The sequence below is a fragment of the Myroides sp. LJL115 genome, assembly GCF_054871665.1.
In genome coordinates, this window is the sequence record NZ_JBTXLS010000020.1 from 36,490 (window position 1) to 51,421 (window position 14,932).

The 14,932-nt window shown below is 33.2% G+C and carries 14 protein-coding genes; 9 read left to right on the forward strand and 5 right to left on the reverse strand.

Translation table 11 applies throughout. From position 1 onward, the window contains the following. Window positions 1-15 precede the first annotated feature (15 nt). From ruvX to aroC, 4 genes are all read left to right on the forward strand, one after another. Window positions 16-423 (forward strand): Holliday junction resolvase RuvX, encoded by a 408-nt coding sequence (ruvX, locus tag ACYSNX_RS06815; RefSeq protein WP_461753930.1) that lies wholly within the window; start codon window positions 16-18, stop codon window positions 421-423. Between the two features lie 88 nt (window positions 424-511). Then, the gene (gene mqo / locus ACYSNX_RS06820) at window positions 512-2,014 is read left to right on the forward strand and encodes a malate dehydrogenase (quinone) (protein ID WP_461753931.1); all 1,503 of its coding nucleotides are present in this window, start codon (window positions 512-514) and stop codon (window positions 2,012-2,014) included. A gap of 240 nt (window positions 2,015-2,254) precedes the next feature. Beyond that, complete coding sequence (locus tag ACYSNX_RS06825; RefSeq protein ID WP_461753932.1) at window positions 2,255-2,656, forward strand: hypothetical protein; 402 nt, start codon at window positions 2,255-2,257, stop codon at window positions 2,654-2,656. A gap of 293 nt (window positions 2,657-2,949) precedes the next feature. Then, complete coding sequence (gene aroC, locus ACYSNX_RS06830) at window positions 2,950-4,020, forward strand: chorismate synthase (protein ID WP_461753933.1); 1,071 nt, start codon at window positions 2,950-2,952, stop codon at window positions 4,018-4,020. Here aroC and ACYSNX_RS06835 read toward each other — a convergent pair. Genes ACYSNX_RS06835 through hutI form a run of 4 tightly spaced genes read right to left on the reverse strand, consistent with a single transcriptional unit; the run spans window position 4,004 to window position 8,330 of the window. Further along, on the reverse strand, window positions 4,004-5,344 hold the full coding sequence (locus ACYSNX_RS06835; protein ID WP_461753934.1) for a HAMP domain-containing sensor histidine kinase: 1,341 nt from the start codon (window positions 5,342-5,344) through the stop codon (window positions 4,004-4,006). The two genes, aroC and ACYSNX_RS06835, sit on opposite strands and share 17 nt — an antisense overlap. Beyond that, window positions 5,341-6,021: a response regulator transcription factor gene (locus ACYSNX_RS06840; protein ID WP_461753935.1), complete on the reverse strand. Its 681-nt coding sequence runs from the start codon at window positions 6,019-6,021 to the stop codon at window positions 5,341-5,343. Before ACYSNX_RS06840 ends, ACYSNX_RS06835 begins: the two co-directional genes overlap by 4 nt. Before the next feature lie 6 nt (window positions 6,022-6,027). After that, the gene (locus ACYSNX_RS06845) at window positions 6,028-7,065 is read right to left on the reverse strand and encodes a formimidoylglutamase (protein WP_461753936.1); all 1,038 of its coding nucleotides are present in this window, start codon (window positions 7,063-7,065) and stop codon (window positions 6,028-6,030) included. Between the two features lie 17 nt (window positions 7,066-7,082). After that, complete coding sequence (hutI, locus tag ACYSNX_RS06850) at window positions 7,083-8,330, reverse strand: imidazolonepropionase (RefSeq protein WP_461753937.1); 1,248 nt, start codon at window positions 8,328-8,330, stop codon at window positions 7,083-7,085. A gap of 73 nt (window positions 8,331-8,403) precedes the next feature. Here hutI and corA point away from each other — a divergent pair, with 73 nt between their 5' ends. The 5 genes from corA (at window position 8,404) to ACYSNX_RS06875 (ending at window position 13,475) form a co-directional block, all read left to right on the forward strand. Next, complete coding sequence (gene corA / locus ACYSNX_RS06855) at window positions 8,404-9,489, forward strand: magnesium/cobalt transporter CorA (RefSeq protein ID WP_461753938.1); 1,086 nt, start codon at window positions 8,404-8,406, stop codon at window positions 9,487-9,489. A 216-nt stretch (window positions 9,490-9,705) separates the two neighbouring features. Then, the gene (locus ACYSNX_RS06860) at window positions 9,706-10,230 is read left to right on the forward strand and encodes a tetratricopeptide repeat protein (RefSeq protein WP_461753939.1); all 525 of its coding nucleotides are present in this window, start codon (window positions 9,706-9,708) and stop codon (window positions 10,228-10,230) included. A gap of 239 nt (window positions 10,231-10,469) precedes the next feature. Next, window positions 10,470-11,216 carry an RDD family protein gene (locus ACYSNX_RS06865; RefSeq protein WP_461753940.1) on the forward strand — a complete coding sequence of 249 codons (747 nt, stop codon included), beginning with the start codon at window positions 10,470-10,472 and terminating at the stop codon, window positions 11,214-11,216. 188 nt (window positions 11,217-11,404) lie between these two features. Continuing rightward, complete coding sequence (locus tag ACYSNX_RS06870) at window positions 11,405-12,652, forward strand: carboxypeptidase regulatory-like domain-containing protein (RefSeq protein WP_461753941.1); 1,248 nt, start codon at window positions 11,405-11,407, stop codon at window positions 12,650-12,652. A gap of 139 nt (window positions 12,653-12,791) precedes the next feature. Continuing rightward, complete coding sequence (locus ACYSNX_RS06875) at window positions 12,792-13,475, forward strand: phosphoribosylaminoimidazolesuccinocarboxamide synthase (protein ID WP_461753942.1); 684 nt, start codon at window positions 12,792-12,794, stop codon at window positions 13,473-13,475. Window positions 13,476-13,567: 92 nt separating this feature from the next. Here the strand turns inward: ACYSNX_RS06875 and ACYSNX_RS06880 are convergent, their stop codons facing one another. Beyond that, complete coding sequence (locus ACYSNX_RS06880) at window positions 13,568-14,359, reverse strand: enhanced serine sensitivity protein SseB C-terminal domain-containing protein (protein WP_461753943.1); 792 nt, start codon at window positions 14,357-14,359, stop codon at window positions 13,568-13,570. Window positions 14,360-14,932: the final 573 nt, after the last annotated feature.

Genomic DNA, 14,932 nt, shown 5'->3' on the forward strand with positions numbered 1-14,932 from the left:
AATACAAAACTATTGATGTCTAGATTGTTAGCTATTGATTACGGTCAAAAAAGAACAGGGATTGCCGTTAGTGATCCAATGCAGATTATCGCTTCGGGCTTAACTACTGTAGCCACTGAGGAATTAATGGCTTTTTTAAAAGACTATTTAGCCAAAGAGCAAGTAGAGAAAATAATTATAGGGGATCCTAAACGCCTTAATGACGAGCCATCAACTATTAGTGTACTCATCAATAGTTTTGTTGAAAAGCTTACCAAGACTTTCCCAGGTATGCCCATTGAACGCATGGATGAACGATTTACCTCCAAAATGGCTTTCCAAACGATGATCGATGGGGGTCTGAAGAAAAAACAAAGACAGAATAAAGCTTTAATTGATCAGATCGCTGCAACTATTATTTTGCAGGATTATATGAACAAATAAATTACTTAATTTACTGTTTTTTTAATAAAACATTACCTATTACCAAACAAAGAATAAACTAATTTTGTAGAAAAATAAACCACATAAAATGTCAACCATACAAAAAATAGAGGCAGATGTTGTTTTAGTAGGTGCTGGTATAATGAGTGCCACACTAGGTGTACTACTAAAAGAACTAAATCCAAATTTAAAAATACAAGTAATCGAGCGTTTAGAACAAGCTGCAATAGAGAGTTCTGATGCTATGAATAACGCAGGAACAGGACATTCTGCTTTTTGCGAGCTAAACTACACACCCCAAAAGGCAAGTGGGAGAATTGATGCTAGTAAAGCAATTAATATTGTAGAACAATTTGAGGTATCTCGACAGTTTTGGGCTTATTTAGTAGAAAAAGGAGCATTGAAAGAACCAGGTTCATTTATTCACTCTGTTCCTCACATGAGCTTTGTATGGGGAGATAAAAATGTAGATTTTTTAGACAAACGTTACCAAGAACTTTTGAAATATCCTTTATTCCATGGCATGGAATTTACAAAAGACAGTAAAAAGATTAAAGAGTGGGCACCACTTTTAATGCAAAATAGAGTGGAGAGTCAGCCATATGCTGCCACTTTTATGCCACTTGGTACAGATGTAAACTTTGGAGAGCTAACTACTCAAATGTTTTCTTATTTGAATGCGCAAGAGAATTTTAATATTCATTTCTCTACACAGGTTAAGGATATTAAACGCAATAAGGATAAATGGACAGTAGTATCATCATGTAGTAAGACTGGACAAAAAAGACAAGTGGATGCAAAATTTGTCTTTGTAGGCGCAGGTGGTGGAGCTATTTTGCTTTTGCAAAAAGCGAATATTCCAGAAAGTAAAGGATTTGGTGGCTTCCCAGTAGGTGGACAATGGCTAGTTTGTAGGAATCCGGAAATTGTAAATAAACATATGGCCAAAGTCTATGGACAAGCATCTGTAGGAGCTCCTCCAATGAGTGTTCCCCACTTAGATACTCGTTTTATCGATGGAAAACAATCTTTATTGTTTGGACCATATGCAGGTTTTTCCACTAAGTTTTTGAAATATGGATCCTACCTGGATTTATTTAAATCTTTAGAACTTAATAATATTGGTCCAATGATTGGGGCTGGTTTACGCAACATAGATTTAACTAAGTACCTAATTGGACAGGTACTCCAAAGTAAAGATGCTCGTTTAAATGCTTTAAAAGATTACTTCCCTGATGCAGATGCTAAAGATTGGACTCTAGAGCAAGCTGGACAAAGAGTTCAAGTGATTAAAAAAGATCCAAAAACAGGAAAGGGTATATTGCAATTTGGTACAGAAGTAGTTAATTCTCAAGACGGATCAATTGCAGCTCTATTGGGTGCATCTCCTGGAGCATCTACTTCTACTTCTATTATGATTAAATTACTTAAGAAGTGTTTTCCAGCGGAATTTGCCTCTGAAGAGTGGCAAGAAAAATTTACTGAGATGATTCCTTCTTTTGGAAAGAAACTCAATGAAGACCCAGAGTTAGTACAAAAGGTTAGACAAAATACCTCTGTGGTATTGAATCTATACCCTAACAACAAATAAGTTACTACCTATTTTAGTGACTAAATGCAAACAGCCATCCTTTTTAGAAAATCTAAGATTGGGTGGCTGTTTGTATTTATATTACTCATAAATACAATCGTTTTATTATTTTAAGGGAGTGTTGTGTTATTTTATCTAGAAAAGAATAATTATTTTTATAATAGAGTAAGTATGTTCTTGCTTTTGTTTTAAATAGTTGTAACTTGTGTATACTATTAACAAGCTAAAGTAAATATTACCATGAGTGATCAAAAATCAACAGACCAAGATTTAACAAATAAAGTAAACCAAGCTATCGATCAAACCCAACAAGCTGTATCTGACTTAGCAGATAAGGCAAAAGATACTGCATCAGATTTGTGGGAGAAAACAAAAGAAGCTGCATCGAATTTAGGGGAAACTCTGCAAGAGAAGGCTGCACAAGGACAGCAAGTAGCTAGTGAGTTAAAAGATCAAGCTACTAGCGCAAGTCAAGAGGCATTAGATAGAGCGGCTTTATTAGCAGATCAAGCTAAGCAACAATTACACGATACAAGTGATATTGTACAGGATCAAGTAAAAACCAAAGTAGATCAGTTAAAACAAAAATCCGATCAATTTATTGACAAACAAATAAACCAAGATTTAAACGACCAGCAATAGTAGGTTGTAGAACCTAAAAAAGGCTAGTAATCCAAAATTTACAATAGGATTGCTAGCCTTTTTTGTTTATTGTAAGTTTCATTTAGCAGGACAAATAACGGTATAAGTCAAGGCCTATAGGCTTTTATTATATAAGAATTAGGTTTTTATTAAGAGCCAAAGTAAAGTTGTGTTTTTATTCTTGTCTTTTGACCTCTAATAATGAGTTAGTTAAGTAATTAGCAATTTTAATTTGTTATTTATGCTATCTAAAGTCTCAAAAAATTGCTAAACTTGTAGTAAATACAACATTTATGGCAGGCAATACATTTGGAAATCGCTTTAGAGTTACAACATTTGGAGAATCTCACGGAGAGGCTATTGGTGGAATTATCGATGGTTGTCCTAGTGGAGTTGTCTTGGATTTAGAAGCTATCCAACAAGAGATGGATAGAAGAAAACCAGGGCAAAGTAAAATTGTAACCCAGCGTAAGGAAGAAGATAAAGTTCGATTTTTATCTGGAATCTTTGACGGGAAAACTACAGGTACCCCTATTGGTTTTATTATTGAAAATACTAACTCAAAGAGTAAGGATTACGATCATATCAAAGATATATATCGTCCAAGTCATGCCGATTATGTATATGATCAAAAGTATGGCCATAGAGACCATAGAGGAGGAGGGCGTAGCTCAGCTAGGGAAACTGCTTCTCGTGTTGTCGCTGGGGCTATCGCCAAACAGGTTTTAAGAGATATTCGTATTACAGCTATGGTAAATAGCGTAGGAGATATAAAGGTAGAAAAACCATATGAAGAATTGGATTTTTCTACCATTGAAAATAATCCAGTTCGTTGTGCTTGTCCACAAAAGGCTCAAGAAATGGAGGAGTTAATTAAAGTAATTAAAAAGGACGGTGATTCTATTGGTGGTACAATTATGTGTGTGGTACAGAATGTTCCTATTGGTTTAGGAGAACCAGTATTTGATCGCTTAGATGCGGAACTAGCCAAAGCAATGCTTAGTATTAACGCTGTAAAAGGAGTAGAGTTTGGACTTGGTTTTGCAGCCACTCACTTAAAGGGAAGTCAGCATAATGATCCAATATTACCTGGAGGTAAAACCTCGAGTAATAATGCAGGTGGTATTGTAGGTGGTATAAGCAATGGTATGGATATTTATTTTAATGTTGCCTTTAAACCAACTGCAACTTTGATGAAAGATCAAAATAGTATTGATACCAAAGGTAATGCTGTTATTGTACAAGGTAAAGGCAGGCATGATGCTTGTGTTTTACCAAGAGCAGTTCCAATTGTAGAGGCTATGTGTGCTATAGTACTTTTAGATATGTATATAGAACAATTTGGCTTTAAAAAAGTAATGTAATCTCGGTGCCCTTATCCAAAGTGGATTCTAGGGAAAAGTCGATGTTATGTAGTTCTAAAATAGCACAAGTAAGGGTAAGTCCTATACCACTTCCTGGAAGGTGACTGTTTTGAGTACTACGATAAAATATATTTGTAATTAAAGGGATTTCAGCCTCTGAAATCCCTTTTCCTTTATCAGTTATTTTCAAACAAAGTCGATCTCCTTGTTTAAAAAGGCGTAGTCCTACGGGCTTGTCTTGACCGTATTTTACAGCATTATCCACTAAATTAAATAAAGCAAGCTCAAGTAAGGTTTCATTGGCCATTAGCTTTAAGTCACTAAAGTCTTCCACTAAAATTTCCACTAAGATTATAGCCTTTGTTTTACTAGCAATAGAGTGGTGTACCTTCCAAAGTATTTCATCCACCCTTACTGGGATTTTAGTATATTCTCGAACTTCTAAGGAACTAAGAAGTAAAAGATTATTTAGAATATTTTCTATTTTATATACACTATCTAATACATTTTTTGCCATTTGCTGGTATTCCTGTTGTGTTCTAGGACGCTGGGCAAATACCTCTAAATTCCCGCTAATGGCTGTTAGCGGAGATTTAAACTCATGAGAGGCATAATTGATGAAGTTCTTTTGATTACTGATACTTTGGGCTACCCGATTCAGTAGGCCATTATAAGAGCTGATTAAGCTTGCTAATTCATCTTTTGAATTAGGGACCTCAATAGGAGTATCTAAATTAGTATAACTAATTTGATTCACTTTTTTAACGATTTGCTTTAAAGGCCTATACGCTACATTGCTAATGTATATACTCACAAAGTAAATGGCTAAAAGTCCCGTTAAAAAAACAAACAATAAGATAAGAAGTAAGCTGTTTATTTGACCATTAAAAGTAGTGGTAGTTGCAGTGGTGATAACTACAAAGTCTCCTTGGTTATCTGGGTAGAAAATTCCTTGGTAAAAATTGTTTTCAATCTTAAAGTCTAAGGATTTTTTTTGACGAATACTCTCCAGAATTTTTGGAGTAATATTTTGGTCAGCTACTGTGTTTCCATAAGCAATAGCGTCTTTGCTATTGTAGATAACGATTTTATTTCTCTTTATATTTTGTTCAAATTCTTTACTAATTAACCAATGTTCCTTCAAAGGAAGTTCATCTTTTTCTAAATAATAAAAGGCTGTTAGTAAAGCATCGTTTTTAAGTTCTTTGTAAATAATATTGGTAGAGGATCTATAAAAAGCCACTAAAATTAACAAAGCACATATAAAGAATACTACACCAAAAATAGTGGTGGAGTAAATGGTTAATCGTTTTCTTAGGTTCATGATAAATCCTCTAGCATATATCCTCTGCCTTTGACAGTATGGATTAGTTTCTTATTCTCAGCAGATAGTTTGTTTCTTAGATAGGAAATATACACATCTACTACATTGGTATTGGTATCATAGGAGATAGACCATACGGTTTGTAAAATTTGGGTTCTTGTAAGTACTTTATTTTTGTTTTCCATTAAAAATAAAAGCAATTTATATTCTGTAGGAGACAAGTCCAATAGCACTTCCTCTTGAAAGGCTTGGTGTTTTTGATGATCTATTTTCAAACTTCCACATTGGTAGAAAGTATCCTGATTTAAATAATTAAACTTGGTTCTTCTACTTAGAGCGTTAATACGAGAGAGTAATTCATTAAAGTGAAATGGTTTTGTGATGTAATCATCCGCTCCACTATCTAAGGCTACTATTTTGTCACTTGTGTCACTTAAGGCGCTTATAATAAGTATTGGAGTATATATTTTTTTAAAACGTATTAGTTTTGTAAGCTCAATACCGTCTATATCTGGAAGCATTATATCCATTAGTATAATGTCCCAGGGCTGTTTTAAAATTAACTCCCTGGCAATTTGTCCATTAGGAGCTAATTCTACTTGAAAATTGTTTTCCATTAAGCCCTTGCATATAAACTCACTAATGCGTTTATCATCTTCTATCAGTAATATATTCACTCTTGTCTAATAATTTGCTTTAATAAAATCAGTTACCAAATACCCCATTAGTTTACCTACTAAATGTTGATTTTGGGGTGTGTCTAAATCTGGAGCTCCCTCACAAAGGTGCAGGTAAGCTACGTTTTTGCTTTGTGAAAAATGATGGATAAATTCTCTAGCTTGCTCAATACTAAAGCCTGTTGGGGTTATAGCGCTACTTGCCACCATAGGAAAGGAGTCCATGTCTATTTCTAAACCGTAGAAATCCTTTTCGATATGGTTCTGAGCCTCAATTATTTCAGTTGCGAAGTTTTTTTCTTTGCGAATGGCTATTTGCTCATAGGTGTTGTATTTTATTCTGTCTTGGTGTTGTTTGATCTGAGAAAAGATAGATTTAGAGGTGTAATTCTCATGTAATCCCCAAATAAAATATTTCTTTAAAAAACCTTCTTCAAAGGCATAAGAAAAACCATTTCCACTATGACGTCCTTCTAAAGGTCTAAAATCTGTATGTGCATCAAAATTAATTACATTAATTGCTTTTCCCTTGGCTAGCGCGGTGCCTTTTATATTGCCATAGGAATTATTGTGGCCGCCCCCAATTATAATAGGAATTTTACCCATACCTACAATCTTGGCTATAATATGAGATACTTCCTTGTCAATTAATTGTACTAATGCGAATAAATCTTTACGCTGTTCTTTGTTATTAGGATCTAGGTTTTGTGCTTTTTCTAAAAGAGTAGTAAAATCAAAACAACCTAATATTCCCACCCATGTTCCTTTACAAAAGCGGTTGTGCTGTAGGTTTAAAAATGTTTTCAGAAAGCTTTGCCAAGCCCCTTTACTACCTGTTCTTCCAAAGTTCGCTTTAATTCCAATGTCTTCTGGAATACCAACAATAATGTACTTACAAGGATTTTCCTTGAATTCTTGCTGCCAGTTATCTTTGTTTTGTGCAACAAAAACACGTTCACCAAATTTAATTTCTCCATTTCTATAATTGGTGTATTGGAATAAATCTGTTTGCGTTAAGACTTTAAGTTTACTTTGTGCGCTCATTGTGTTGTTTTAAAACGTTAACTATAGTTTTGTATTTTACCTTTTAAGATTACCGTGTCAATGTTATTGCTTGCAAAAGCATAAGGTAATTCATAAAAGGAATTTAAAGGTTTTGTGATAATCAAGCTTGCTTTTTTGCCCTTTGTAATACTTCCGTAATCTTTCGATACATCCATAGCATAAGCAGCATTTATAGTAGCTGCATTAATGGCTTGTTCTGGAGTCATTCTCATTTTAATACAAGCAGTTGCTACTACAAAATTCATATTACCCGATGGAGTTGTACCTGGATTATAATCGGAAGCTATAGCCAGAGGTAGCCCATTTTCTATTATTTCTCTAGCAGGTGTATAAGGGATAGAAATAAAATAGGAGCAAGTAGGAAGTGCCACAGGCATGGTATTTCCTGTTTTTAGTATTTCTATATCCTCCTTGGTCAATACCTCTAAGTGATCTACCGATAAGGCGTTATTTTCCACACATGTCTTAATACCACCAATGGAGGTAAATTGATTTACATGGATTTTAGATTTTAAACCATATTTTTTGGCTTGCTGCATAATTTGCTTAGTCTGTTGGTTATTGAAGTAGCCTGTTTCTAAAAAGGCATCCACAAAATCTGCTAGATTTTCCTTTGCAACAGCAGGAATCATCTCTTGAGTAATAAGATCCACATAAGCTTGTTGATTATCTTTATATTCTAAAGGGAAAGCATGTGCTCCTAAAAACGTACTTTTTATTTCAATTGGGTAATTCTGTTTTAATTGTTTTATTACCCTAAGCATTTTTAATTCACTCTCAAGGGTTAAACCATAACCTGATTTTATTTCTACAGCCCCGGTTCCCTGAGAAATAATTTGCTCTAAACGCTTAGCGGATTGCTCATAAAGCTCCTCAAAGCTCGTTTGCTGTAGTTTTTTTGCAGAATTTAAAATTCCTCCTCCTCGTTGAAAGATCTCGTCATAAGAAAGGCCATTTATTCTATCTACAAACTCTAATTCTCTATTACCCGCGTAAACTAGATGTGTGTGGCTATCTATCCAAGTAGGTAATACACTTTTTTGATCGGCATCTATTATTTGATCAAACTCTAAGATAGGATCTAGCTCTTGCATAGGTCCAAAATCCTCTATGATTTCATCTTTTATAATCAGGTAAGCATCTTGTAAAATTGGTAATTTGTTCATTTGTTTCCCCTTTAAAATTTCAACATTTTCGGGTCTAACTTGAAGAAGTTCTTTAATATTTTTAATTAGTATAGTCATATGTAGCTGGTAGTAGTACTAGGTTATTAGTAAAATTTACAAAAAAAAATTATATTTAAACAAATTTACAAATGTGAAACGGATTAAATATAAGAAAAATAGGAAACTTCAACCAAATCAATTGGAGTATAATGGTGCTTTTGCTAAGACCCCTATATCGATGCAGCTGTTTTTATTTGATCAACAACAATATAAGGAATATACCACTACTGATTTCAATGATATAAAGAATGCTTTACAACATAATGATCAACAGCAGGTTAAATGGTTTGATTTACATGGTTTGCATAATATAGAGCTCTTACAGGAAATAGGAAAGTATTTTCAAGTAGAATCCTATATAATCAGTGAAATATTAAATTTCTCTAGACGAACAAGGGTAGAGGAGGTAGATGAGGTGTTATTTTTCTCTGTAAAGGCAATCGTTCCAGTTAGTAAAGAGGACCAAAGTTTGAATGTGGAGCAAATAAGTTTCATTTTAAAGAAAGATATTTTATTGTGTTTTCAAGAAAGGCCAGATTCTTTTTTCGATATTATCAGAGAGAGGATTCGACAAAAGATAGGACAAATACGAAAAAAAGATGCTAGCTTTTTATTGTATGCCCTATTAGATGTTTTAATGGATAGTTACTTAATAGCTCTTGACTCAGTAGAGGACAAAGTAGAATTTGTTTTATTAGAAGCTAAAAGTAATTATCATAGAAGTGTGCTTATAAAAGTAGAGGAATTAACCCAAGAGTTACAAGATATTAAAAGAGCGAGTATTCCCTTTAGAGAAGTCTTACACAATCTTCAAGTTTATCCCTTAGAAAGACAGGAAGTATCTGGAATAAGTAAAGAGAGTGGAGTGTTTTTTAATCGCTTACAATATAAGTGTAGTGAGGTCCTAGATCAAATAGAGTATAGTTTAAATAAGCTCGATAGTGCTACCAATTATTATTTTGCCTCTCAGAGTAATCGCATGAACGAAATAATGAAGGTTCTGACCATTGTATCTGTGGTGTTTATTCCCCTGACTTTTATTGCAGGTATTTATGGAATGAACTTTGAAAATATGCCTGAATTAGGATTCTCTAATGGTTATTACTATACCTTACTTGGCATGTTTATTCTTTTACTAGGAATGTTGTATTACTTTAAATACAAAAAATGGTTTTAGTTTTTCACTATGAATTTCTCCTAGCGATTGGCTAGGTTTTAGTAGCATTAATGAGTTCTTTTGTGGGAAAGGTTGTTTTTTGTAGTGGTATTTAATTATATTTTATTTTTGAAATTAACAGATTATTTTGTAAATTAGGACAATGCTTCTCTTTAGATTAACTATTGTTGTATGAATAAAGAGGCTTGACTACTAAAAGAACAAAATGTTATTATTATGAAAATACAGGATAAGGCCTATGCTGTGGCTAATCTAGAAGAAGACCAATCCGATTTTATTATACTTCTTCTTTTACAAAAGCGCTACTTTGAAGCGTTAATTCTTTGTGAGTCCCAAAGAAATGATATTGAGAATTTATTCAATACAGGGATTTGCTACTATTATTTAAAACAATACGACAAGGCTTTACAGTGTTTTAAAACTAGTTTAAGCTTTTTAAATAAACAATTACCTGCTCAGAGTGGAAAAACAAATATTGCCCTAATAGAAAAATATTTACACAATAAGCAGCTTTTTGAAATAGAGCATTTCTCTATGGCTGGTATTGGCCCTCATTATGTAACAAGGTTTGCCGATATGACTAAATTATATTTGGCATGTAACATTCTTCTATGTATGGAGCACCTCGAGATGTGGGAGGATATAGATCAAATAGGGACTAGTTTTTTTGGACAGCACAAGATTTCTTTTGTTCAAAAATTACTTCAAAGATATGCTCAAACTAAACCCCATGAGGACTAAGGAAAAACTATTATTTGTTAGCTTTTAATAATTTGTTCATGTTTATTTTTCATTAGGAAGGACATCAATGCTACATGGTGTCCTTTTTTTTTAAAAAAAGTTTTCTATTATTGGCATAATATTATTAGAGTAATTGCATTACTTTAACATTATAGTGAATATATTTGGTTTTAAACATATTATAGAATAGTAATTATTTATCATTTATACTGTTTTACTATAAAACGAAAATGCTTATTATGAGAAGTTACACCTTTACCACTGTTAATGCTTGGAAGCGCCTACTGGCTTTTACAATCGATTTTTTAATCTGTTTTTGTATTTATCTTTTGTTGGTTTATTGCTTCATCGCTTACGCTGATAAGGGCATGGTGCAATTTCTCTTACAAAATATCGTAGTGTTTTTTGCTTCTACTTTTTTGATTTTTGTGTTTTTGGTTTTTAAAGATATTTTTTTGGGAAGAAGTATTGGCAAGGCGCTTACTGGTTTACATATAGTACATGTGGAGTCCTCTAGTAAAGTAGCTAAAAAATATTTGATCCTGCGAAATATAGGTACTTTGGTATGGCCTTTAGAACTTGTGTTTTGGAGTTTTAATCCCAATAAAGCCAAGATTGGCGGAATAAAGACCCAAACTAGAGTAGTTCAAGAAGCTCCTAGTTCAAGTTCATTGCCAGGATTTATTGCCTTAAGTATTCTTATAGTTTCGATGTTGTATTGTGGAAGAATTCTAAATGTGGAAGCTTTAAAACAAAGTGAACCTTTTCACTTTGCCCTACAAGAGTTATCTAAGGATAAAGAAATTTATTTAAAGGCTGGTAATCTTGAAGATTTTAGGTTACTTAAAGGTTTTGCTGGAATTAGTGAAGCTAGATTTGTATTAACTGCAAATAAGACGGACCACAATTATAAGCTATACGTATATCTGATTAAAATGGATAGCAATCAGTGGGAAGTAGCCAATGTGGATTTAGTAGAAAAATAGACTAGATGGCCTTGTACAGTACAGCTGATAGAAAAATACTCTAGTATACTATTGAGGTATTTTATTTTATACTTGGTTATTTAAAGTATAATCTACTAATAAATGTTAATATCTGTTGTGTATTTGTTTTTTTTATGATAAATTACATCTTATTACAAATTAGAATATTACAGTGTAAATTAATAATTATGAAAAAAACACATTGGTTGTTGATAGCCCTCCTAGTATTGTTTTGTAACCTTGTTGTTGCCCAACGCATAGAAGGAAGAATCTTTGATAAACAAAATAACCAACCCCTTAACAACGCTCAAATCGATCTTTTTTCTCGTACAGGTAAAAAGTTACAAAGCGTTTATACTGACTTCAATGGTAATTATTATTATCAAGGACCAGATGCTCAAGAAGTGTATAAGGTAGTTGGTAGTGCTCAAGGGTATACCACTGCAGAAGTAAATGTAAACTCAGGTGCAAACGGTACTTTGGTTATTTTTGGATTAGTGCAAAATGGAGACAGCGCTCCTTATTCTAATTCTGTGAGCAGCTCTGCTCAGGGATTAAATATCGCTCCTAAGGCTTTTGAGAGTAATGAGATATCAAAACAAAAACAAGAACAAACAGCTCAAGAAATCGCTGCTTTAAACCAAAAGCATCAAAATGATTTTCCCTATAATGTACCAGCTGTACAGGCAGCAAATACTTCTGCAGCAATGCCTCAAGGAGTATATAAAACTAATGCTGTTACAAGCCAATCACCAAATGTGGTGGTTAGCCATTCATCAAGTTCAAGGGCCAATGCATCTGTAGGTTATACTATGTCTACTAAAAACAAAAGACAAGACGTTATACAGGAAAAAGATAATTTCACTACTATCCAAACTCCACAAGGTAACTATACTACTAACGCTACTGTTAATCAAAAAAGCTATCATGGTTTACAGAAGGAATCTAATGAGGTTGTTTCAAGAGATATGCAATCTAATCAAAGTTATCAAGATGCTTCTGCAAAGAATAGTGGAAGTAACACAAATGCAAAAGTTATACCAGCTACTAAGCTAGTGCCGTCTGCAAAACAAACGGATAATGAGGTGTATTATAAAAGAGCAAACAAAGCAGTAGATTTTATTTATTTTGATTTTAATAGCTCTTACTTTAACTCTACTCATGATTTCGAGTTAATGCAAATTGTTAACCATTTACTGGAAAATAACCAATACAATATAGATTTAACAGTGTATGTGGATAAAAATTCGCCGAATTTTGAATACCAATACTGGTTAAATCAACGAAGAGGACAAAGAATATATGATTATTTAGTTGCTAATGGTATTCATAGAAATCGCATTAATCTGAAAATTCAAGACTTATCTTCAAATCCACTAAGTAATACTTCTATGCAAAGAATGCTGAGACAGTGTAGTTTTGAAATATCCGCTTAATTTAATGTTTGAGTTTCTTTTATTAGCCCATTCTTGTTGAAATACAGGAGTGGGTTTTTTATAAAATAAAATTACCATTTTTTATTATTAATTATAGGTATTTGTAGTATTTTTGGGCTTTAATAACAACACAACAGATATGATTTTAAAATACAAGGGTAAAACCAAGGATGTATATGAGCATTCAAAAGGACAAGTTCTTCTTAAGTTTAAGGATGATGTAACAGGGGAAAATGGAGTTTTTGATCCAGGAGCTAATACAGTAGGTCTTACTATTGATGGAATGGGAAGAAGTGGTCTTACAATGACTAAACATTTCTTTGAATTAATCGCTAGTAAAGGAATTCCAACTCATTTTGTGAGTGCTGACTTAGAAGATGTTTCTATGGTGGTTCGCGAGGCTAATCCTTTTGGAAAAGGTTTAGAGGTTATTTGTCGCTATAAAGCAGTAGGAAGTTTTTACAAACGCTACGGGGCTTATGTAGAATTAGGGCAACCTTTAGATAGCTTTGTAGAGGTAACTATTAAAGATGACCAAAGACAAGATCCAACTATTTCTAAGGATGCTTTAGATATGTTAGGAATCTTAAGTAATAAAGAATACGATATTTTAAAAGATCTTACTCAAAGAATCTGTTTAATAATCAAAGAAGAGTTAGCTCAGAAATCTTTAGAATTATACGATATTAAATTGGAGTTTGGTAGAGATAGCATTACCAATGAAATTATTCTAATAGATGAAATATCAGCAGGTAATATGAGAGTATACAAAAACGATCAATATATCGAGCCATTAAAATTAGAACAAGAATTTTTCTTATAATAATTCATAAAAAAAGGCGCTTCGACTTGAAGCGCCTTTTTTTATGAATTATTATAATATATTACTTTATAATAGAATTTTTTCATGCAAGATTATTGCTTTTGATAAAAAGCAGTAGAATGCTTGTAGAAATAATCACTGAAGTTTCCACCAAATTGTAATTTAATAATATCAATTACTTGATCACCTTTTAAATGTTTTTGTGCAATGTCAGAAACCTCTTTAGCGATCTGTTTAAATTCACCAGAATTCTCATTAGATTCAATAGCAATAATGTAATGAGGCTCTATTAATTGTTCTTCTGAGGTTGTCCAACCTAAATGTGCCGCTTCTACCAAAGGATTACTCATAAAGATATCGCTTAAGTCTTCTAATAGCTCTTTAGGCTCACTAGATGGCTTACCAATGATAGCATTCATTTTTACATTGATAATTGGAGCTGAATTAGGAGTGAAAATACTTCCATTTAACATCTGCGCTATCTCATTTGGTACTAATTCTTTATAGAAAGTAGAGAAAGGATTAACAATAATTGGTGAGCCTATAGATAGTTCTAAAAAGGCTCTGGCATCTACTTGTAAATATTCTACTTCTTTAGTGATAGCTCCAGAGTCATATATTCTAGCTTGTTCGGTAAAAATAGGGATAACCTGATTGTCAAAAGTTAAAATAGGAATATTGGGATCTATACCTTGATTGAATTGTGCATCAGGGGAGTAGTTACTGTCTACAAGGATAAATATCTTATCGTTTAAAAGACGCTTGTAAAATACAGCTCTATATTCTGGTTGATCTGCACTTAGTTCAATCAATTTAGAAATAGCAAGGTTCTTATTTAATTTAACTGCCGTGTTTGTATTTTTGTTTCTATTATAAAAAGACATTGTTCTATTGGGATTTGTTTTATTTCAAAATTACTAATTATTATTAAGTTTAAAGCCACTTATTCTAAGAAAAAATATAAGTATATCCTTTGAAAAACCCAGGATAATCAGGGTTTAGAAAAGGCCAACTAAAGAGTAGTTGGCCTTTCATTTTATGTGTGCCCAGCATGGACAGTAACTCTAGGGTGCAAGTCCCGAACACGCCTTTACAACGGGAAGTGTTAGCCAAATGCAAGGGTGTCCATCGTGAGGTGGAATCTGAAGGAAGCGCTAGGCAAACCCTTGACCTGACGAACAGAAACTATATCAGGCCCAATAATATCGGATAAGGTTGCATAACAAACTAAAGTCCAAAGTTGTACGGAGATATTTAGGGTAAATATAGCAGGTATATGAGGGGAAAGTTACTGTTCTTACCTGGGGAGGTCTTACAGACATAGGAAAGTTTTTTTTTTTTACAGAACTATGGATAACAATTGCTGTAAGAAGTCAGCAGAGGTCATAGTAGGTATGGATACAAGCTTGGCAATACCAAGAAGTCTTACGTAATACTGAAGGACTGAACTTAATTTA